The organism is Erythrobacter sp. SCSIO 43205, from assembly GCF_019904235.1.
GTDB lineage: Bacteria > Pseudomonadota > Alphaproteobacteria > Sphingomonadales > Sphingomonadaceae > Erythrobacter.
The window spans coordinates 1611544-1630283 of record NZ_CP063202.1 but is presented as its reverse complement, the minus strand read 5'-3'; the positions used below and the strand labels follow the sequence as shown (position 1 = coordinate 1630283).

Genomic DNA, 18740 nt, shown 5'->3' with positions numbered 1-18740 from the left:
TTATGCGAAGAGGGCACTCCTGACCGGCGCGCCCTCCCCCTTGTCTGTTCTTGGTACCCCGCCTTAGCGGAGCCACCATTTAAGCAGTTGCCGGACGGTGATCGTGATAATCGTGATGATCCTCAATCACTGGCAGCGTTTCGAACTGGTGGAACGGCGGAGGCGACGTCAGCGTCCACTCAAGCGTCGTGGCCCCTTCGCCCCATGGGTTATTCTCTGCCTTGCGGCCAGCCATGAAGGCATAGGCGATGTTGGCGAAGAAGATCAGGATCGAGGCTGCCATGATGATGTAGCCGAACGAGCTCACCTGATTCCAGAAAGCGAAAGCTTCCGGATAGTCAGGATAGCGACGCGGCATACCGTTCATGCCAAGGAAGTGCTGCGGGAAGAAGATCACGTTCACGCCGATGAAGAACACCCAGAAGTGCAGGTGAGACAAAAGCTCAGAGTGCATCCGGCCGCTCATCTTCGGGAACCAGTAGTAGAAACCGGCAAACATGGAGAACACAGCCCCCATCGACAGCACGTAGTGGAAGTGAGCCACCACATAGTAAGTGTCATGGAGGTTATCGTCGATACCGCCATTGGCCAGCACAACGCCCGTCACACCGCCAACGGTAAAGAGGAAGATGAAGCCAAGCGCCCAAACCATGGGTGATTTGAACTCCATCGAACCGCCCCACATGGTCGCAACCCAGCTAAAGATTTTGACGCCCGTTGGCACAGCGATGACCATGGTCGCCGCGGTGAAGTACATCTTCGTGTTCACGTCGAGGCCGACCGTATACATATGGTGCGCCCACACGATGAAGCCGACAACGCCGATTGCAACCATAGCGTAGGCCATGCCGAGGTAGCCAAACACTGGCTTGCGGCTGAAGGTTGCGATGATTTGGGAGATCATGCCGAAGCCCGGCAGGATCATGATATACACCTCTGGGTGACCAAAGAACCAGAACAAGTGCTGATAAAGAACAGGGTCACCGCCGCCCGCTGGGTCGAAGAAGGTCGTCCCGAAGTTACGGTCGGTCAGGAGCATGGTGATCGCTGCTGCAAGCACAGGAAGCGCAAGCAGAAGCAGGAAGGCGGTTACAAGCACCGACCACACAAACAGCGGCATTTTGTGCAGGGTCATGCCCGGCGCGCGCATATTGAAAATGGTGGTGATGAAGTTGGTCGCCCCAAGGATCGAGCCTGCGCCCGCCAAGTGAAGCGAGAAAATCGCAAAGTCGACAGCAGGGCCAGGTGCTCCGGTGGTGGAGAGCGGCGCATAAACCGTCCAGCCAACACCTGCTCCGTTACCGATCGAGTTGCCCGGTACGAAAAGCGAGAAAAGGAGCGAGAGGAAGCCCACAACCGTCAGCCAGAACGAAATATTGTTCATCCGCGGGAAGGCCATGTCCGGCGCACCGATCATAAGCGGCACAAACCAGTTACCAAAGCCACCAATCATCGCTGGCATCACCATGAAGAAGACCATGATAAGCCCGTGGCCAGTGATAAACACGTTCCACATATGACCAGCAGCCGCGATGTCCGTCGGATCGGAGCCCGCAAACCACCAAAGATACTGGATACCCGGCTCTGCCAGCTCCAGACGCATAACACCCGACATCGCGCCGCCGACGATACCGGCGATGATCGCGAAGATCAGGTAAAGCGTACCGATGTCCTTGTGGTTGGTGGACATGAACCAACGGGCAAAGAAGCTGGGCTTGTGATCGTGATGATCATCATGCGCCGCTTCTGCTGCCGGAGCGAAATTGTCTGCGGTGGTTGCCATAGTCTTAGCTCTCTCGAGTGTAATCTTGTCTTTGTGTCGGTCGCCTACGAGTTACGCAGCCGCCTCGCCTTCGGTTGCCTCTGCGTCAGTGTCTGCTGCAACTTCAGCGCCAGGAATGGTGCCGCCTTGCTCGACCACCCATGCCTCAAACTCTTCCATCGGAAGCGCTTCGACAGTGATCGGCATAAAACCATGAAGCGCACCGCAAAGCTCTGAACACTGGCCGTAATAAACGCCCGGCTCATCAATCGTCAGCATACGCTCGTTCAGACGGCCCGGAACAGCATCCTGCTTGAACCAGAGCGACGGGATAGCAAAAGCGTGGATCACGTCAGCAGCCGTTGTTTGCAGGCGGATAGGAACGCCCGCTGGAACAACCATGCGATTGTCGACGGCCATCTGGTACTGCTCAGCTTCGCCGCGCGCAGCAGCCTCTTCTTCACTGAGCATATTCGAAATGATCTCAACATCGTGATCAGGATATTCATAACCCCAGTACCACTGATAACCCACAGCTTTCACCGTGATCGCATCTTCAGGTGGCTCTTCATATTGGCGCGCAAGAAGCGTGATCGAAGGAACTGCAATCACCACAAGAATGATCACCGGAACAACCGTCCAGATCACTTCGATCATGGTGTTGTGAGTGGTGCGCGATGGATTGGGATTTGAGCGACGGTTGAACTTCACCATCACGTATAGCAGCAGGAACAGCACGAAAATGCTGATCGCAACAATCACTGGCAGCAGGATCGTGTTGTGCATCCAGAGCGCGTACTGGCCGTCCTGGCTGTATTGGTCCTGAAAGGTCATGCTTCCCAGCGGATCGCTCTCGTAAGAGCTTGGCATACCCTTGCCCGGCGTTGGAGCCATCGGAGTGTAGCCACTTGAAGCTTCGCCCGCGCCCACTTCGGCGGGCTCGCCCGGAGTGATCTGTTCGATTTGTTCGACCGCAGCGTTCACAGTTTCGTCGCGGGTCAATTCCTGAGCCGAAACAGCTTGAGGCGCGACAAGCGCGAACATCACAGCGGCAAGTGCCAGAAATCCGAGGTGAAAGCGTTTAAATGCGTGACGCATAGCTTTAGAGCCTAATCATTTTCAAAATTTATCCCATCACGAGCTACGACCCGACCCAGCAAAAGGTTGAAGGCCCCACCCGTTTATCGCAGCACACCTGCCACAATCCGAGCCCCCTTAGCGACGCTTGCCCAATGCCTCAAGCGCTTCTAGGGAGAAAATTATGCAAGTCGCCATGTTACCTACGCAATTGGCGGTCGAAAATTCAAATCTTTCCCCCTCAAGACAGCGGAAATTTACCTAGATCATGTCCGGCCATACCATCCCCACGACCATCGAAGAAGTCCTTGCCGAATTTCGCGAAAGCGGTGCGCTTCTCGAAGGGCATTTCAAGCTGTCCTCAGGCAAACACTCTGGCCATTATCTTCAATGTGCCCGCGTTTTGATGAACCCGGCGCGTGCGGATCGCTTGGCGCAAGGCGTAGTCGCAGGGATTCCCGGGGATATTCTTGACCGGGTCGATGTCGTTGTCTCTCCGGCAATGGGCGGCATCATCATTGGACAGGAGGTTGCGCGGGTTCTGGGTAAGGATGCGATGTTCCTTGAGCGGCCCGATGGTATCTTCCACCTGCGCCGTGGATTCGCGCTTGAGCCGGGTGCAAAGGTGTTGATGGTCGAAGACGTGGTTACAACCGGCCTATCCAGCCGCGAGGCGATTGCAGCCGTTGCAAAAGAAGGTGGCGAGGTGATTGCAGAATGCTCGCTTATCGACAGATCTATGGGAACCGTCGATTTGGGAGTGCCGTTTTTTCCCTTGGCCGCTTTTGACTTCCCCACCTACGATGAGGGCAACATCCCGGATGCACTCGCAGCCGTAGCTGTGACAAAGCCCGGAAGCCGAAAAGAATAGCCGCAAAGAATAGACAACGAATGATCCCTGAAAAGCTCAGACTCGGCGTGAACATCGACCACGTTGCCACCATTCGTAACGCGCGTGGTGGTGATCACCCTGATCCTGTGCGCGCGGCACAGATCGTGGCCGCGGTGGGCGGCGATGGCATTACCGCGCATCTTCGCGAAGATCGGCGCCATATTCGCGACGAGGATTTGCAGCGGATTCAGGATGCAACCGATCTACCGCTGAACCTTGAAATGGCAGCGACTCAGGAAATGCTGGAGATTGCCCTTCGCCACAAACCCCACGCCGCCTGTATCGTGCCGGAAAAGCGCGAGGAGCGTACGACCGAAGGCGGCCTTGATGCTGCTGGTCTGCACAACACTCTGGTGCCGATCGTCGATCAGTTGCGTGAGGCGGGGATTCGCGTGTCGCTGTTCATCGAGGCCAGCGAGGCGCAATTGGACGCAGCCATTCGTCTTGGCGCACCAGTGGTCGAGTTTCATACTGGCGAATATGCTCACGCAATTCTTGAAGGCGATGTACAGCGCACCGAAAGCGAGCTTCGCCGGATCACCGATATGAGCGCGCTGGCTGCCAAGAACGGGATTGAGCCGCACGCAGGCCACGGCCTTACATATGATAATATCCAACCCATCGCTGCCATCCCCCAGATCGCAGAGCTCAACATCGGCCACTATCTCATTGGCGAAGCGATTTTCGCAGGGTTAGAGCCCGCCATCCGCCGGATGCGCGAACTTATGGATGAGGCACGCGGGTAATCGTGACCGAGCCCCAAGACCTCCCTCCCCTTGCGCCGACACAAAAACGCTGGGCATTCGCAGCAGCGGCGCTGTTTCTGATCGCCGTTGGCTTTCTTGGATTTTCCTTGAACACCGGGGTGCTTCGCCCGTTTGCCATTGGCTGGGTCGCATTGCAGATCTTCGGCTATGTCGGGGCCATCCGCATGGGTCGCGGTGATTTCGCGCATCCCTTGTTCAAATCACAGGTGATGCTGCACGTGATTGCGCTCCTGCTACTGGTAGCTATCATCGTCAGGACGTTTCAATGATCATCGGCCTTGGTTCTGACCTGTGCAATATCGAGCGTATTCAAAACTCATTGGACCGTTTTGGCGAGCGCTTTGAAAACCGTGTTTTCACCGATATTGAGCGCACAAAAGCACGCCGCCGCCCTTTCACCATTGCTGGCACTTACGCCAAACGCTTTGCCGCCAAGGAAGCCTTCAGCAAGGCGGTGGGCACAGGGTTCAAGCGCGGCGTCTTTATGAAAGACATTGGGGTTGTGAACAAACCATCAGGCGCGCCCACACTTGCCCTAACTGGCGGAGCGGCCGAACGTCTGAAGGAAATGATACCGCCCGGGCACAAGGCTGCCATTCACCTGACACTCACGGATGATCACCCATGGGCTCAGGCCTTTGTTATTATCGAAGCATTCCCTATAGCCCCCAAAGAGCCCGATCTTTCGCCAGGCCCCGTCGAATTCGTTTGACGAGGGCCTTGAGATGAAAATAACGGCCCGACACCAACCATCCAGAGACTATGACCACAGTGAGCCAGACCAACCCATCCACCGACAGTTCCGATCAAGAGGCCATCAATTGGTGGGCTGAACTGCGCGGCCTTGCCCTTATGCTGCTTGCGGTGCTGGCTTTCCACAGCCTCGTCGCAAAGCCATTCTACATTCCCTCCACCTCGATGATGCCGACTTTGTATGTGGGTGACCGTTTGGTGGTCAGCAAATATCCTTACGGATGGTCATGGGCTTCGGCGAGCTTCCACCTCTTGCCGCGCGGTGACTGGCGCATTTTGGGCTCAACCCCGGAATATGGCGATATTGTCATCCCCGTGCACCCGGACCGTGATGAGGATTATATCAAGCGCGTGGTTGCCCTTCCAGGCGATACCATCGAAGTGCGCGAGGGCCGCATCATCCTGAATGGTGAGCCGATCAAGCGCGAGGTGGTGCCCCCGGTACGCATCCCGTTTGAGCCTGAGCTTCTTTGCAATGGTTCACCTTGCCTGAGTTCCTATGACCCTTACCGCGTGCGCGAAGCCGACGGGTCGATCTGGTTTGAGCCACCCACTTACCGCGAAACGCTGCCAAATGGGGCAAGCTACCTGGTGATCGATCATCGCGATCAAAGCCTCGATACTTACGGGCCTTATGTCGTTGAAGAAGACGAGGTGTTCGTCATGGGCGACAATCGCGACGAAAGCGCGGACAGCCGTGCCCCTGCTGAAGCGCGTGGGCTTGGCGATGGCATTCCGCTGGAAAACATCGGCGGGCGCGCGGAATTCATCACCTTCAGCCTTGATGGTTCTGCCACATGGAACCCGCTTTCGTGGTTTTCTGCCATGCGCGGCGACCGGGCGCTTACTACTTTACGCCCTGCCGTAGCCGAAGAAAACACAGCTGAATAAGCGAACATAAAAGGGACACCCATGGCCCGTAAGTTTCTCTATTTCATCGCAATTATGATCGTGCTGGTGTTTGCAGCCTTGATTGTGTTGCGCGTCTGGTCGCAGGAACTCACTGCCTTCGTGTTTGTGCCCGATGTTGAGTTTGTCGAGCAGGAGCCGCTCCAGGAAAACGCCTATCAAGACCCTGCCATGTGGTATTCGCGCCCCGGTATCGGAGTGAATGACCCCGCGCGATGGCAACCGGCATTGGCTGAGGTTTCTGCGGGTGAAGGCAGCGAAAAAGCCACCACCTCGCGTCCCGTCGACCCGCAAAGCGAAGAGCTTGGCGTGAGCGGCGAAGTGCCCGATTTCGCGGTCTTCTTCGTCCATCCGACCAGCTACCGGGGAACGGACAATTGGAACGCGCCAATTGGCGATCAAGAAGCAGAAGACATCGCGCGCATTTATATCCGAGGCATGGCAAGCCCGTTTAATGCTGCGCAGGAAATCTGGGCACCGCGCTATCGTCAGGCGACCTTGGGTGCGTTTTTGACCACCGCTCCCGAAGCGGAAAAAGCGCTCGATGCGGCCTATGCTGATGTGCTCGAAGCGTTCCGCTTTTTCCTCGATTCGGTCGATGAGGAGACGCCGATTGTGTTGGTGGGCCATTCGCAAGGCTCACTCCACCTCCTGCGCCTTTTGCGCGAAGAGGTGAAGGACAGCGAATACGCATCGCGCGTGGTTGCCTCTTACGCGATCGGCTGGCCGATTTCGGTAGAGCATGATCTGCCAGCGCTGGGCGTTCCCGCCTGCGCCACGCCCTCGCAAACCGGGTGTATTCTTTCATGGTCAAGCTATGCCGAACCGGCCGATCCTTCGGCGGTGATCGACACTTACGCTGCCTCCACCGGCTTTGACGGGCAATTGCGCGGTGACAGCCAAATCCTTTGCACCAATCCTCTCACTGGCAAGTTCGGCGGCGAGGCTGAGGCGCAGGCCAACCTTGGGACGCTCGTGCCCGACGACACCATGGCCAATGGCGAGCTTGTGCCCGGCGCTGTTCCAGCGCGCTGCGTGGACAATGGCCTGTTGATGATTGGCGATCCGCCGGAAATGGGCTCTTACGTCCTGCCGGGGAACAATTACCACGTTTATGACATCCCGTTGTTCTGGGCGAACACCAAGGCGGATGTTGCGCGCCGCGTTTCTGCTTTTGTAGGCAGCCAAGAAGGCGCGAATTGATCACCGAAAGCGCGCCTGATTTTGCAGAATGTCTAGCCGATGGCGGTGTCCTTTTGGGGCTTGACCTTGGGACGAAAACCATCGGTACCGCGACCTGCGATGCAGGCTGGCGCTTTGCCACCAACGGCAGTGTCATTGCGCGCAGCAAATGGGGCAAGGACAAGGCGAAGCTCGCCGCGCTGATCGAAGAGCGGAACATCAAAGGCATCGTGCTTGGCTTGCCGCGCAATATGGATGGCAGCGAGGGGCCGCGAGCCCAGTCTTCGCGCGCCTATGCCCGTAATCTGGATGAGGCCTTTGCCCTGCCCCTTCTCTTATGGGACGAACGCTGGTCCACACAGGCAGCCGAGGCCGCGATGATCGGTCAGGACATGAGCCGCGCGCGCCGCGCCGAAACCATCGATGCCCACGCAGCCGCAGTCATTCTTCAAGGCGCGATTGACCGGATGGCCGGCGGCATACTTTGATTATTGCGGTGATTTAGAGATTGTCATCACGCACGAGCCGCTCCAATGACATCGTCATCTATGACTGACACAACACCATCGATCCAAGCGTTTGACCCTGCCCAAGTGTCAAAGATGTTTATGGCCAGAGCCCATCCGGGCTGGCTTGGCCTTGAATATGCCGATCACGGCGACAATTGGGTCGAACTCAAACTGCCGTGGAATGAGAAACTGTTAGGCGAACCCGACCGGCCGGTGCTTGCCTCCGGTCCCATCGTCAGCCTTCTCGACATGGCGAGCGGGATGTCGATCTGGTGCACGCGCGGGACATTTGTGCCAGTGGCAACGCTCGACCTTCGCGTCGATTATCAACGCCCTGCTAAAGAGCGCAGCGCAGTCTGGGGGCGGGTCGAATGTTATCGCATCACCAAATCCGCCGCGTTTGTGCGCGGCACCGCTCACGATGGCGATCCCGACGATACCGTCGCGACAATGGCGGGCGTTTTTATGACGCTATCTGCCGATCCCAAGGCCATCGGAAAACAGGTCAAGGCGCAAGCCGAAGCCCGCGCCAAGGAGAATGGCAATGGCTGAAGCGCACACACTCCCCGCCTATGCCGAGGCGCTGGGCATTTCGGTTCACGAGGTTGAAGATAGCCTTCCGATCCTGACGGTTGACTTCAGCTCCGATGTCGAAGGGCGTCCGGGCCACTATCACGGCGGGGCGATTGCCGGCCTGCTCGAAAACGCGGCCTACGCTGCCTTACGAGCGCAACTTGCCGCTGACGGGCGTGAAGCAAAGTTGAAGCCAGTGAACATCACAGTGCAATATCTCTCGGCGGGAAAGCCGCTGACCAGCTTTGCCAAGGCGCGCATCACCCGCATGGGGCGGCGCAATGCCAATATCAGCGTTGAGGCATGGCAAACCGACCGATCCAAGCCGATTGCCAGTGCGATCATGAATATCCTGATGGCACCAAAGACTTAAGGCACAGCGCTTTACGGGCCATCTCCGGTTGGTTCGACCTGGATGCCGTCCTCAGTCACGCGCAATTCGAGCGGTACGCCGTCCTGGCTAAGGATGAGGCCGCCCTCTTCTATGCGCAAAGTGGTGCCATCTTCGCCGAGCGGGATTTCCTCGCCGTCTTCAATGTTGATGTCCAAGGGTTCAACGGGGCCCTGAGGGTTGGGTGAGGCTTTGGGTTTTGGCGCAGGCAAGTCGAGAGCGCCGCGCATGAAATCTTTCCAGATGCGCGCAGGGAGCCCGCCTCCGGAGACATTATCAAGCGGTGAGTTGTCGTCATTGCCGACCCACACGCCCACCACCAGATCGCCCGCATAGCCCACAAACAATGCATCGCGGTAATTCTGCGTCGTGCCCGTTTTTCCGAAATTTGCGATGGGCAATTCAGCCGCCTCGCCTGTGCCGCGATTGATCGCCGCGCGCAGCATTTGCTCCATGTCTTCGTGCACGCGGCCAGAGAAGGACCCCCTACTGTTCGTCAGCCATTCCCACCAACTTTCCTCCTCTTGCGGGAAGGCATAAGGGCGCACCGGATATTCGTTCGCAGCAACCCCGGCATAGGCAGCTGTTAGCTCAAGAAGGCTCATACTCGTCGTGCCAAGGGCAAGGCTGGGATCACCTTCGGGCAGATCGGACGTCACGCCCAGCGAACGCGCCGTGCGGATCACCGCATCGCTGCCGACCTCATTGAACAGACGTACAGCGGCGACATTGCTCGACGTGGCAAAGGCATCTTCCAGAGTGATCGTTTCCGAATACCGCTCGCGCGCATTTTTGGGGCGGTAACTGCCCGTCTCTATCGACTGGTTTGAAATGGTATCGTCCGGCTCCCACCCTGCTTCAAGCGCGGCGAGATAGACGAACAGTTTGAAGGTCGATCCCGGTTGACGCTTTGCCTGTGTGACGCGGTTGAACGGGCTGTCGGCATAAGATTTGCCGCCCACCATGGCGACCACCTCGCCTGTGGGGCGCATGGCGACAAGGCCGACCTGAGCATTGCCTAGACGTGCGCGGCTGACCACGCGGTTGGCGAGCGCTTGAAGCTGCGCATCCAGTGTCGTTTGCACCACCTGCTTTTCATAGCCACGCTCTATCCCCTCGCGCGCGAGAGGCAGAGCCCAGTCAGCGAAATAGGTGCCCGTGGGCAGTTCATCGATTGTGCGCACATCCAGGCGCGGCGATGGCATCCGGTCCGCCTGCGCTTGCGTCAAATAGCCTGCATCCACCATCGCCCCGACAACCAGATCCATGCGCGCTTTTGCCCGGTCATAATGCTTGGTCGGATTGTAGCGCGATGGGGCCTGCAACAATCCTGCGAGCATGGCGGCTTGCTCAGGCTTCAAATTCTCCGGCTTGCGGTAAAAATAGTGCATCGACGCAGCGCGAAGGCCATACTGATTATCGCCAAAATACGCGTTGGAAAGATAGCGTTCGAGGATTTCATCCTTGGTGAGCCACGTCTCAATCCAGAACGCGATCAGCGCCTCTTGCGCTTTCCTGGTAAGGCTGCGCTCAGAGGTCAGCCATGTGAATTTGGCAAGCTGCTGCGTAATGGTGGAGCCCCCGCCCCGCCCGGTCCAAACGGCGCGCGCAATCCCGCGCGGATCAACGCCCCAGTGCGAATAAAACCGGCGGTCCTCAATCGCGAGGAACGGCTCAATCACATGGGGCGGAAGATCAGCAACTTTAACAGGCGCGGCAACCATCGCCCCGCTTCGCGCGATTGGCGTGCCGTCGCTCGCAAGCAGCGTCACTTGCGGCGCGGCAATAGGTTCAAGGCTTTTCGAAAGCGGCGCGGTAATCGCAAGCCATGCAACCAGAGCGATGAAGACAGCGATGATCGCAGCGACAATGCGAACCGTCCACCAGCGCTTTCGCCGCCCAAGCCAGAATGCGCGCTTCCAGAAAGAGCCGCGATCTTCGGGGACTAGCGCCGCTGAGCTGTCGAGCTGCGAAAGCCCCGCATCCCAACGCGAAAAGTCGGTCGAGCCGGCAGGACGGTAACTGGTGGTGCGATCGTCCGGGTCCAAGGGACGTTGCGATTCATAAAGCGCGTAATAGCCGCCCTCATCGCTTTCGCGATCATCGGCCCGTCCGCGTCTCCAGAATCGGTCAAAGAATGCCATTGCAACGGTGTGTTATCAGGATAACACGGTGCAAGGCAAGCGGCGAACGCCCTAGGCCCCCTTGGCCGCGCCCTCGGGCAAGTCTTCGCCAAAGACGCGCTGGTAATACTCGCTCACCAGGCTGCGCTCTGCCTCATCGCATTTGTTGAGGAACGACAGGCGGAAGGCAAAACCGATTGAGTTGAAGATTGCCGCGTTCTGTGCCCAGGTTATGACCGTACGCGGGCTCATCACTGTGGAGATATCGCCGTTCATAAAGCCTTGACGCGTCAGCTCCGCGACCTTGACCATATCGGCGATCACCGCCTCGTCAGTGTCAGGCGTTTTGGAGGCGACGATTTGCTGTTCCGTTTCGGCGGGCAGGTAGTTCAGAGCAACCACCACGTTCCAACGGTCCATCTGCGCCTGGTTGATCGCCTGCGTGCCATGATAAAGCCCGCTCGTATCACCAAGCCCAACCGTGTTGGTCGTCGCAAACAGGCGGAAATGCGGGTTGGGCGTGATCACGCGGTTTTGATCAAGCAGCGTCAGGCGGCCATCAAATTCCAGAATACGCTGGATAACAAACATCACATCAGGGCGACCCGCGTCATATTCGTCGAAGGTCAAAGCCACCGGATGCTGAAGCGCCCAAGGAAGGATACCTTCCTTAAATTCAGTGACTTGCTGACCGTCTTTCAGAACGATTGCATCGCGGCCAACAAGATCAATCCGGCTGATGTGTGCGTCCAGATTGACGCGAATACTGGGCCAGTTAAGGCGCGCTGCGACCTGTTCGATGTGGGTCGATTTACCCGTGCCGTGGTAACCTTGCACCATCACCCGGCGATTGTGGGCAAAGCCGGCAAGGATCGCCAAAGTCGTATCGGGATCAAAGACATATGCCTCATCCACTTCAGGCACGTGCTCTGACGGCGTGCTGAAAGCGGGAACCTGCCAATCGATGTCGATGCCAAATGTCTCGCGCACATCGACGGTTGTGTCGGGCTCGGTTGGCAAAGGGCTTGCGCCTGCGAATTCTTCTGTTGAGTGCGTATTCATTTCGTCATGACCGTTAGTGGGCTGCGAGCGTCGGGGCAAGAGTTGCTTGTCGCAACCGGTCCAAAGCGCAAGATATTCTCCCAATTCCTATTGAGTGTGATAGGTTCCCGCCCATGCCCTCTCCGGTTGAAAGCCTAAGACTGAAACTCGTGGATCAAGTCCGCGCGACCTTCAACGATCAGTCGTCGGGTCAAAAACCTGTCCCGCCTTCGGATGAAGCTTTATTTGAAAAGGACACACCGATACGCCTTGTCCACGCTGATATAGTGGGGATGATGACCGGCGGGGTTCGCGCGCTCCTCTTGCAGATGCTTCACCCGCACGCGCTGCAAGGGGTGCTCGACCACTCTAATTTTCGCGAAGATATGCACGGACGGCTTCAACGCACCGCGCGCTTTATTGCGGTGACGACATTTGGTCACCGCGACGATGCACAAAAAGCGATTGAGCGGGTCAACCGTATCCACGCCAAGGTGGGTGGGACGCTGCCCGATGGATCACCCTATCAGGCAACCAATCCGCGAACGCTTGCGTGGGTTCATGTGACTGAGGCGCAAAGCTTTCTTGCAGGATATTTGCGCCATGTGCGGCCCAATATGCCGGGTCACGAGCAGGATGAATATTACCGCCAGTTCGCCGTCATCGCGCGCGCTCTTGGTGCTGACCCTGTGCCCACTACGCGGCGCGAGGCGGACGCGCTTTTCCGGGAATTACGCAGCGACCTTCGCCCCTCGCCCGAAGCGCGCGAAGTGGCGCAATTGGTACTGAGCCAGCGCCCCAAGGGCACGCCCGTTGCGGTTCAGACCGTCATCGGAGCAGAAGCCGTTGCCATGCTGCCGGGTTTTGCGCGCTCCATGCTTGGGCTGCAACGCCCCATGCTCACCGCCCTGCCCGCGCGCGCTGCGACATGGGGTGTGGGCCGCACGCTGCGTTGGGCATTCAGGCAGAATTGAGGAGAATTAGGGCCCTCACCGATCTTACGAAATCGCAGCTGCCTTACGCAGAGTTTGATAGGCATCGACCACCTTGTTGAGCCGCCCTTCGTAGGAACGGTCGCCGCCATTGCGGTCCGGGTGATAGCGCCTGACCAACTCGGAATACCGGCGGCGAAGGCGCTGTTTGGTGGTGTCAGAACCAAGGCCCATCGTCTCCAAAGCTTCGGCCTCTTCCTTGGTAAATCGGCCTGACATCTGCATCGCTGCCTCGCGTTGAGCGCGGCTCTTGATCCCGTTGGCGCGTGCTGAAATGGCTTCAAGCGGGTCATCGAAATCGTTCCAGCGCGGCATCCCGTCGACACCGGCGCGCGGGGAAAAAGTGGGGCTTTCGCGTCGCCAACCGTTCACCGGATTTTGCGCATCAAGGATTTCTTCCGCGCTCATCCCTTCGAACCAATCATAGCCTTGATTGAACTCACGCACGTGTTCGAGGCAGAACCAGCGGTATTCGCCCGGTCCGTCAAAGCCATTGGGGCGAAGCCCGGGCGCGCGGAACTCCCCCGGTTCGCGACACGTTGGATGCTCGCAAACCCGGTCTTCGCCTTCAAATCGTCCGTGGAATCGGGTCTGAGATCGGTTACTGGCCATAAAGCGCTTGAGAATGGCGATTGAGACGCCAGATTCCAAGGCGTGAAATTTACGCAACAACTATCGCGAAAAATTAAGGGACATTCGAAATGAGCGGAAATGTGGCAAGCGAAATGGAGAATCTTCTCACCAAAGCTTTTGCTCCGACGCACCTCGAAATTATCAACGACAGCGCGCATCACTCAGGGCATTCCGGCGACGATGGATCGGGGGAATCGCATTTCACCGTCGTGATCGAGGCGGCTGAGTTTGCCGGCATGACCCGCCTTGCTCGCCAACGCGCCGTGATTGCAGCGCTTGGCGATATTGTGGGCGACCGTGTCCACGCGGTCGCGATCAAGGCCAGCGCTCCGGCAGCCTAGCTTTTCACAGTGAACGAATTTGGCAACACAAAGCGCGTGAGGCGCGCGGCTCGGATCATCGTGCTCGATGTCGAGACTCGCGTATTGCTCTTCCGCTTTGACGTAGCGGACCGACCGCCCTTTTGGGTGACGGTTGGCGGCGAATGTGAGGCACACGAGAGCTTTGAAGAGGCCGCGCGGCGCGAGCTTTTCGAAGAAACCGGGATCACTGCCGAGCCGGGCGCGCAAATCGCACGCACCACGCCGGAATTCATCACCGTCGAGGGCGAACCGATACAAGCGGATGAACGCTATTTTCTCGTGCGGATGAACGCCCCCGTTATCGAGACAAGCGGCCACACCGAGCTTGAACGCCAAGTAATGACAAGCCACCGCTGGTTCACCCTGAACGAGCTAGCCGACTGGCCCGAAGCAATCTTTCCCGAAAACTTGTCCGAGATCATTGCGCGCCAAATTGCCCGATAGCGCGACGCGTTGAATAAATTTGCTTGCCCCGCTCGCCCGCAATCGGCAGCTATTGCAGTCAAAGAAAACAAGGGAGAGACGCATGGATTACACGGGCAAGGTCGCTTGGATTACAGGCGCATCATCGGGGATTGGCGCGGCGCTGGCCCGTGATCTGGCAAGCCGGGGTGCGCATCTTGTGCTGTCGGGCCGCGATGAGGCGAGGCTTTCCGAAGTGGCGAAAGATTGCGGCGAAACGCTGATCCTACCCTTTGATGTGCGCGATGAGGCTGCGCTTGCTGAGGCAACTGCCAAAGCGATTGCCTGGAAAGGCGGGGTTGATCTCGCCGTCGCAAATGCCGGTGTCTCTCAACGAAGCCGCGCCCTTAAAACCGATATGCAGGTTTACCGTGACATCATCGACATCGACCTGACGTCGCAAATCGCCTTTTCACAAGGGCTGATCGGACACATGGTCGAACGCGGCAGCGGCGCACTTGCCTTCATCTCGTCAATCGCTGGCAAAGTGGGCGTGCCGATGCGCACCGCCTATTCCGCAGTGAAGTTCGGGCTGGCCGGATATGGCGACGCACTGCGCGCTGAACTCTCGCAAACCGGGGTTGGTGTGCACGTGATCTATCCCGGCTCGGTCGCGACCAATGTGTCGCGCAACGCAATGACCGCCGATGGTTCTTTACGCGGCGTCTCTGACAAAGCCATCGACGAAGGCATTCCAGCACCCGATGCGGCCAAGACAATGCTCGACGGTATCGCCAAGGGAGAGCGCGAGATTATCGTTGCGCAAGGCGTCGAGCTTGCGATGGGCGATGCGCGCCGTACCCCCGATGCGCTGTTCGATCAGGTCGCCGCGATGGTAGCGGCTGGATATATGGAAAAGATGGAAGCAGAGGCGTGATCGAGCTTCCCCAAACCCGCGCAACCCTTGCCAATGGGATTGAGCTTGACGTGGTGGACATGGGCCCGCGCGATGGCGAGGCTTTGATATTTCTGCACGGCTTTCCCGAAAATCACCGCACTTGGCGCCACCAGATCGCGCATTTTTCGCAAAGCGGCTATCGCTGCATCGCGCCTGATCAACGCGGCTATCGCGGGTCATCCAAACCGCAAGAAGTCAGCGAATACACGCCTGACAAACTGACAGGCGATGTGTTTCTGCTCGCCGATGCATTGGGCATAACGAGCTTCACGATCGTCGGGCACGATTGGGGCGGAGCGATTGCGTGGGGCGTTGCACTGGCGGGCCAGCACACTCGGGTAAAGCGAGCAATCATCGCCAACGCCCCCCATCCCGCAATCTTTCCAAAACTGCTGTTCACCGACAAGGTTCAGCGCGAGGCTTCGCAATATATCCGCGGGTTTCGAGACCCGGCGAACGATCCGATGATCCGCGAGGGCGGTCTCACGCCGTTGCTCGCAAAAGAGGCGGATTGGGAAGATTCGGCATCGATGGAGCCAGAGGAACGCGCCATTCTGCTTGACGATTGGTCCAATCCAGATGCTGCTTTCGGGATGCTCAACTACTACCGGGCGACGCCGATGCAAGTGCCAGCGATGAATGAGCCATTTGAGCTACCAGCCGACTTTTCAGCGCCGGAAGTCCCGAAACTCACCATCCCGACGCTTGTCATCTGGGCAATGGGAGATACCGCGCTCCCTCCGGGCAATCTGGAAGGAATGGAAGATCATATCGCCCCGCTTACATTGGTTCGGATCGAAGACTGCGAGCACTTTGTCACCTGGGGTGCGCCCAAAAAGGTAAATGAAGCGATGGAGGTGTTTCTGGGCGCTTAATAAGCTGCGGCTAACGGTGGTTCCGCTGTTCGCACATTGGTTCGCTTGCGCACTTCGTATTGCCCTTTGGGTGCTCAACCCTTAAGTGCGCGGCCATCATGACAAAGACGCCCTCCTCCAATTCCAGCGCATCTCTTACATTCGCTGTTCCTAAAGGCCGCATCCTCGATGAAGCGCTGCCTTTAATGGCGCAGGTTGGCATCGTTCCGGAAGACGGGTTTCACGATAAGAGCAACCGTTCGCTCTCTTTCGACACGAACCGCGATGATATGCGGCTAATACGGGTCCGCGCGTTCGATGTGGCAACCTTTGTCGCGCACGGTGCAGCGCAAATCGGAATAGTCGGCTCGGACGTGATTGAAGAGTTTGATTACGCTGACCTTTACGCGCCCGTTGACCTCAACATTGGTCACTGCCGTTTGTCCGTTGCGCGCATGGCGGGTGACGAACACGACGACGCCAATGCCAGTCACCTTCGCGTGGCGACCAAATATCCTAACCTGACCGCTCGCCATTTCGAGGCGCGCGGGATTCAGGCGGAATGTGTAAAGCTCAATGGCGCGATGGAGCTTGCCCCCTCGCTGGGACTTGCGCGGCAGATTGTTGACCTTGTGTCTTCTGGTGCCACGCTGAAGCAGAACGGCCTTGTCGAAACGCAGCAAATTATCGACATCACTGCGCGCTTGATCGTGAACCGCGCCGCTTACAAAACGGACCCACGCGTTGCGCAGCTGGTTGATGCCTTTCGCGAAAGTACCGCGCAATGAAACAGTTAAGCACGACAGATCCAGAATTCGCTCGCCAGTTTTCGCGTGTGATCGACGCACGGCGCGAGGCGGACAGCGATGTTGCAGGCGCCGTTGCCGATATTCTTCGCTCCGTACGCAGCAATGGCGACAAGGCCTTGTCCCAATACACGCAGCGTTTTGACGGTTACACCCTTGGCGAAGACAGCGATTGGACCATCACGGAAAACGCCTGCAAGGCCGCCTACGATACGCTTGCCGATGAACAGCGCGATGCGCTTGAACTCGCGGCATCGCGCATCCGCGCCTATCACGAGGCGCAACTGCCAAAGAACCGCGATTACACCGACGATACCGGCGCGCGGCTTGGCGCGGTTTGGCGGCCGGTGGATGCAGCCGGGCTTTATGTTCCCGGAGGGCGTGCGGCGTACCCCTCCTCGCTTTTGATGAATGCGATTCCTGCCCGTGTCGCAGGTGTTGAACGTCTGGTGGTCGTCACCCCCACGCCCAAAGGCAATTCCAATCCGCTCGTATTGGCCGCCGCGCACATTGCCGGTGTTGATGAAATCTGGCGCGTTGGCGGGGCGCAGGCGATTGGCGCGCTCGCTTATGGTACGGACAAAATCGCCCGCGTCGATGTCGTGACCGGGCCCGGCAACGCCTATGTCGCCGAAGCCAAACGACAACTCTACGGCGTGGTTGGCATCGACATGGTCGCTGGACCGAGCGAAATTCTGGTCGTCGCCGATGCCAAGAATGATGCCGATTGGATCGCCGCTGACCTTTTAAGCCAGGCAGAGCACGACCCGACTTCGCAATCAATCCTGATCACCGATGATGCAGGCTTCGCCGCCGAAGTGGCCGACCGCATTGACGTGCAGATCAGTATGCTGGCCACCGCAAAGACGGCGCGGGCAAGCTGGGACGATCACGGGGTTATTATCGTTGTGAACGATTTGTCACGCGAAGCGCCCGACCTCGTCAACGCCTTTGCCTCCGAACACGTCGAGCTGGCGATTGATGACCCGCAAGGGATGATGGAAAAGATCCGCCACGCTGGCAGCATCTTCCTTGGCCGCATGACGCCAGAGGCAGTGGGCGATTATGTCGCTGGCCCCAACCACGTCCTTCCCACCGGCAGGCGCGCGCGTTTTTCCAGCGGGCTTTCGGTTCTCGACTTTATGAAACGCACAAGCTTCATCCAACTGGATGACGCATCCTTCAGCGCCATCGGCCCGGCTGCCGCCACCCTCGCCCATGCCGAAGGGCTGCCTGCCCACGCCAAATCAGTAGAATTGCGCCTTAAATGAACACCAATCCCAAATCTCAAGCTCGCTCGACCGCGCGCCTCGCCGCTGTTCAGGCGCTTTATCAGCGCCAGATGGAGGGCACCAAGGTCGATGAATTGCTCGTCGAATTTCACCGTCACCGCTTAGGCGAACGTCTGGACGATGAAGATAGCAATGGAGGCGAGCAACTTGCAGCGGTTGAAGTCGATTTCTTCAACGATCTGGTGCGCGGTGTCGATGCGCGGCGCGACGAGATTGATGGAGTGGTGACAGCCAGGCTTTCCGAAGGCTGGACCTTGACGCGCCTTGATAAGACCATGGTGCAAATCCTTCGCGCCGGAACATATGAGCTGATGGCCCGCGCCGACGTGCCAACGGCAGCTGCAATCAATGAATATGTTGAAGTTGCCAAAGCCTTCTTTGACGACCGGGAAGCCAAGTTTGTGAACGGCATTCTCGACGCGGTTGCAAAAGAGGTTCGGTCATAAACGAAGCCGACTTCAT

At 58.0% G+C, this 18740-nt stretch carries 22 protein-coding genes; 17 read left to right on the top strand and 5 right to left on the bottom strand.

The window, feature by feature from the left end; all coding sequences use genetic code 11:
* Window positions 1–79: 79 nt before the first annotated feature.
* Both ctaD and coxB read right to left on the bottom strand, forming a co-directional pair.
* Window positions 80–1783 carry a cytochrome c oxidase subunit I gene (ctaD, locus tag INR77_RS07545; RefSeq protein ID WP_223073259.1) on the bottom strand — a complete coding sequence of 568 codons (1704 nt, stop codon included), beginning with the start codon at window positions 1781–1783 and terminating at the stop codon, window positions 80–82.
* Window positions 1784–1834: 51 nt separating this feature from the next.
* A complete protein-coding gene (gene coxB / locus INR77_RS07540) occupies window positions 1835–2860 on the bottom strand; it encodes a cytochrome c oxidase subunit II (RefSeq protein ID WP_255573991.1) in 1026 nt (341 codons plus the stop codon).
* 247 nt (window positions 2861–3107) lie between these two features.
* Between coxB and pyrE the strand changes: the two genes are divergently transcribed.
* Genes pyrE through INR77_RS07495 form a run of 9 tightly spaced genes read left to right on the top strand, consistent with a single transcriptional unit; the run spans window position 3108 to window position 8797 of the window.
* Window positions 3108–3710: an orotate phosphoribosyltransferase gene (gene pyrE, locus INR77_RS07535; RefSeq protein ID WP_223073258.1), complete on the top strand. Its 603-nt coding sequence runs from the start codon at window positions 3108–3110 to the stop codon at window positions 3708–3710.
* Between the two features lie 20 nt (window positions 3711–3730).
* Window positions 3731–4477: a pyridoxine 5'-phosphate synthase gene (locus INR77_RS07530; RefSeq protein ID WP_223073257.1), complete on the top strand. Its 747-nt coding sequence runs from the start codon at window positions 3731–3733 to the stop codon at window positions 4475–4477.
* 2 nt (window positions 4478–4479) lie between these two features.
* The gene (locus tag INR77_RS07525; RefSeq protein ID WP_223073256.1) at window positions 4480–4767 is read left to right on the top strand and encodes a pyridoxal phosphate biosynthetic protein; all 288 of its coding nucleotides are present in this window, start codon (window positions 4480–4482) and stop codon (window positions 4765–4767) included.
* The gene (acpS, locus tag INR77_RS07520; RefSeq protein WP_223073255.1) at window positions 4764–5210 is read left to right on the top strand and encodes a holo-ACP synthase; all 447 of its coding nucleotides are present in this window, start codon (window positions 4764–4766) and stop codon (window positions 5208–5210) included. The genes INR77_RS07525 and acpS overlap by 4 nt, the downstream gene beginning before the upstream one ends.
* Before the next feature lie 50 nt (window positions 5211–5260).
* Window positions 5261–6142 (top strand): signal peptidase I, encoded by an 882-nt coding sequence (lepB, locus tag INR77_RS07515; RefSeq protein WP_223073254.1) that lies wholly within the window; start codon window positions 5261–5263, stop codon window positions 6140–6142.
* 21 nt (window positions 6143–6163) lie between these two features.
* The gene (locus INR77_RS07510; RefSeq protein ID WP_223073253.1) at window positions 6164–7363 is read left to right on the top strand and encodes a DUF3089 domain-containing protein; all 1200 of its coding nucleotides are present in this window, start codon (window positions 6164–6166) and stop codon (window positions 7361–7363) included.
* On the top strand, window positions 7360–7830 hold the full coding sequence (ruvX, locus tag INR77_RS07505; protein ID WP_223073252.1) for a Holliday junction resolvase RuvX: 471 nt from the start codon (window positions 7360–7362) through the stop codon (window positions 7828–7830). The genes INR77_RS07510 and ruvX overlap by 4 nt, the downstream gene beginning before the upstream one ends.
* A 60-nt stretch (window positions 7831–7890) precedes the next feature.
* Entirely contained in the window at window positions 7891–8403 is a 513-nt protein-coding gene (locus INR77_RS07500) for a PaaI family thioesterase (RefSeq protein WP_223073251.1), read from the top strand.
* On the top strand, window positions 8396–8797 hold the full coding sequence (locus INR77_RS07495; protein WP_223073250.1) for a PaaI family thioesterase: 402 nt from the start codon (window positions 8396–8398) through the stop codon (window positions 8795–8797). The genes INR77_RS07500 and INR77_RS07495 overlap by 8 nt, the downstream gene beginning before the upstream one ends.
* An 11-nt stretch (window positions 8798–8808) precedes the next feature.
* Here INR77_RS07495 and INR77_RS07490 read toward each other — a convergent pair whose 3' ends face one another.
* Both INR77_RS07490 and cobS read right to left on the bottom strand, forming a co-directional pair.
* Window positions 8809–10959 carry a transglycosylase domain-containing protein gene (locus tag INR77_RS07490; RefSeq protein ID WP_223073249.1) on the bottom strand — a complete coding sequence of 717 codons (2151 nt, stop codon included), beginning with the start codon at window positions 10957–10959 and terminating at the stop codon, window positions 8809–8811.
* 51 nt (window positions 10960–11010) lie between these two features.
* On the bottom strand, window positions 11011–12000 hold the full coding sequence (cobS, locus tag INR77_RS07485) for a cobaltochelatase subunit CobS (RefSeq protein WP_223073248.1): 990 nt from the start codon (window positions 11998–12000) through the stop codon (window positions 11011–11013).
* Window positions 12001–12113: 113 nt separating this feature from the next.
* Here cobS and INR77_RS07480 point away from each other — a divergent pair, with 113 nt between their 5' ends.
* Window positions 12114–12953, top strand: coding sequence for an oxygenase MpaB family protein (locus tag INR77_RS07480; RefSeq protein WP_223073247.1), 840 nt, complete (start codon window positions 12114–12116; stop codon window positions 12951–12953).
* A gap of 24 nt (window positions 12954–12977) precedes the next feature.
* Here the strand turns inward: INR77_RS07480 and INR77_RS07475 are convergent, their stop codons facing one another.
* Entirely contained in the window at window positions 12978–13583 is a 606-nt protein-coding gene (locus tag INR77_RS07475; protein WP_223073246.1) for a J domain-containing protein, read from the bottom strand.
* Between the two features lie 89 nt (window positions 13584–13672).
* On the opposite strand from INR77_RS07475, the gene INR77_RS07470 reads away from it, so the two are divergent.
* The 7 genes from INR77_RS07470 (at window position 13673) to nusB (ending at window position 18724) form a co-directional block, all read left to right on the top strand.
* The gene (locus tag INR77_RS07470; protein WP_223073245.1) at window positions 13673–13945 is read left to right on the top strand and encodes a BolA family transcriptional regulator; all 273 of its coding nucleotides are present in this window, start codon (window positions 13673–13675) and stop codon (window positions 13943–13945) included.
* A gap of 9 nt (window positions 13946–13954) precedes the next feature.
* Complete coding sequence (locus INR77_RS07465; RefSeq protein ID WP_223073244.1) at window positions 13955–14410, top strand: NUDIX hydrolase; 456 nt, start codon at window positions 13955–13957, stop codon at window positions 14408–14410.
* Window positions 14411–14492: 82 nt separating this feature from the next.
* Entirely contained in the window at window positions 14493–15305 is an 813-nt protein-coding gene (locus tag INR77_RS07460; RefSeq protein WP_223073243.1) for an SDR family NAD(P)-dependent oxidoreductase, read from the top strand.
* Window positions 15305–16201 carry an alpha/beta fold hydrolase gene (locus INR77_RS07455; RefSeq protein ID WP_255574006.1) on the top strand — a complete coding sequence of 299 codons (897 nt, stop codon included), beginning with the start codon at window positions 15305–15307 and terminating at the stop codon, window positions 16199–16201. The genes INR77_RS07460 and INR77_RS07455 overlap by 1 nt, the downstream gene beginning before the upstream one ends.
* A gap of 98 nt (window positions 16202–16299) precedes the next feature.
* Window positions 16300–16968, top strand: coding sequence for an ATP phosphoribosyltransferase (gene hisG / locus INR77_RS07450; protein WP_223073242.1), 669 nt, complete (start codon window positions 16300–16302; stop codon window positions 16966–16968).
* Window positions 16965–18257 (top strand): histidinol dehydrogenase, encoded by a 1293-nt coding sequence (gene hisD / locus INR77_RS07445; RefSeq protein WP_223073241.1) that lies wholly within the window; start codon window positions 16965–16967, stop codon window positions 18255–18257. Before hisG ends, hisD begins: the two co-directional genes overlap by 4 nt.
* Window positions 18254–18724 (top strand): transcription antitermination factor NusB, encoded by a 471-nt coding sequence (nusB, locus tag INR77_RS07440; protein WP_223073240.1) that lies wholly within the window; start codon window positions 18254–18256, stop codon window positions 18722–18724. The genes hisD and nusB overlap by 4 nt, the downstream gene beginning before the upstream one ends.
* The last annotated feature ends 16 nt before the right edge of the window (window positions 18725–18740 follow it).

What these genes read in the sequence shown, in the direction of transcription:
- INR77_RS07500 (WP_223073251.1), top strand. Translation starts at nt 7,891, where the DNA reads ATGACTGACACAACACCATCGATCCAAGCGTTTGACCCTGCCCAAGTG.
- ctaD (WP_223073259.1), bottom strand. Translation starts at nt 1,783, where the DNA reads ATGGCAACCACCGCAGACAATTTCGCTCCGGCAGCAGAAGCGGCGCAT.
- INR77_RS07470 (WP_223073245.1), top strand. Translation starts at nt 13,673, where the DNA reads ATGAGCGGAAATGTGGCAAGCGAAATGGAGAATCTTCTCACCAAAGCT.
- lepB (WP_223073254.1), top strand. Translation starts at nt 5,261, where the DNA reads ATGACCACAGTGAGCCAGACCAACCCATCCACCGACAGTTCCGATCAA.
- INR77_RS07475 (WP_223073246.1), bottom strand. Translation starts at nt 13,583, where the DNA reads ATGGCCAGTAACCGATCTCAGACCCGATTCCACGGACGATTTGAAGGC.
- hisD (WP_223073241.1), top strand. Translation starts at nt 16,965, where the DNA reads ATGAAACAGTTAAGCACGACAGATCCAGAATTCGCTCGCCAGTTTTCG.
- INR77_RS07530 (WP_223073257.1), top strand. Translation starts at nt 3,731, where the DNA reads ATGATCCCTGAAAAGCTCAGACTCGGCGTGAACATCGACCACGTTGCC.
- pyrE (WP_223073258.1), top strand. Translation starts at nt 3,108, where the DNA reads ATGTCCGGCCATACCATCCCCACGACCATCGAAGAAGTCCTTGCCGAA.
- hisG (WP_223073242.1), top strand. Translation starts at nt 16,300, where the DNA reads ATGACAAAGACGCCCTCCTCCAATTCCAGCGCATCTCTTACATTCGCT.
- cobS (WP_223073248.1), bottom strand. Translation starts at nt 12,000, where the DNA reads ATGAATACGCACTCAACAGAAGAATTCGCAGGCGCAAGCCCTTTGCCA.
- INR77_RS07490 (WP_223073249.1), bottom strand. Translation starts at nt 10,959, where the DNA reads ATGGCATTCTTTGACCGATTCTGGAGACGCGGACGGGCCGATGATCGC.
- INR77_RS07480 (WP_223073247.1), top strand. Translation starts at nt 12,114, where the DNA reads ATGCCCTCTCCGGTTGAAAGCCTAAGACTGAAACTCGTGGATCAAGTC.
- coxB (WP_255573991.1), bottom strand. Translation starts at nt 2,860, where the DNA reads ATGCGTCACGCATTTAAACGCTTTCACCTCGGATTTCTGGCACTTGCC.
- INR77_RS07495 (WP_223073250.1), top strand. Translation starts at nt 8,396, where the DNA reads ATGGCTGAAGCGCACACACTCCCCGCCTATGCCGAGGCGCTGGGCATT.
- nusB (WP_223073240.1), top strand. Translation starts at nt 18,254, where the DNA reads ATGAACACCAATCCCAAATCTCAAGCTCGCTCGACCGCGCGCCTCGCC.
- acpS (WP_223073255.1), top strand. Translation starts at nt 4,764, where the DNA reads ATGATCATCGGCCTTGGTTCTGACCTGTGCAATATCGAGCGTATTCAA.
- INR77_RS07460 (WP_223073243.1), top strand. Translation starts at nt 14,493, where the DNA reads ATGGATTACACGGGCAAGGTCGCTTGGATTACAGGCGCATCATCGGGG.
- INR77_RS07510 (WP_223073253.1), top strand. Translation starts at nt 6,164, where the DNA reads ATGGCCCGTAAGTTTCTCTATTTCATCGCAATTATGATCGTGCTGGTG.